Source organism: Oleiphilus sp. HI0080 (genome assembly GCF_001635135.1).
In genome coordinates, this window is record NZ_LWFU01000138.1 from 1 (window position 1) to 435 (window position 435).

The 435-nt window shown below is 46.9% G+C and carries 1 protein-coding gene; it reads right to left on the minus strand.

Annotated elements, in window-relative coordinates; genetic code table 11:
- The coding region (locus A3751_RS01675; protein ID WP_197466095.1) for a cadherin-like domain-containing protein at positions 1-435 on the minus strand (435 nt) is incomplete at both ends.

Consider the following 435-nt stretch of genomic DNA (forward strand, 5'->3'; position numbering starts at 1 on the left):
ATCAGGGTCGGAAACAAGCCCGAGTAAATCAGCAACGTCAATTGTTACGACATCGGCTTCCCCCGAATTCAGAACATTATAAGCCCCAGCCACAGGACCATCATTAACACCATTGACCGTTACGGAAAAACTAGCCGAACTACTAGCACCTAGTTCATCTTCAACCGTATAGGTCAGCGAGCTAACATAAGACTCCCCTTGTGCCATTGACAAATTTTGTGGAGTACTAAAGGTAAACGTTCCGTCGCCATTATCTACAATACTGCCTTGAGATGGCGTCTCAAAACCAACAACTGTAAGTACAGCACCATTATCCGGATCTGTATCATTCGCAAGCAAATCCGCACTGTTGATAATCAAGTCCTGACCTACATCTACGGAGAGACCGCTATCATCAACAGCAACTGGCGCCGCGTTAAGCCCCCTAACCGTGAC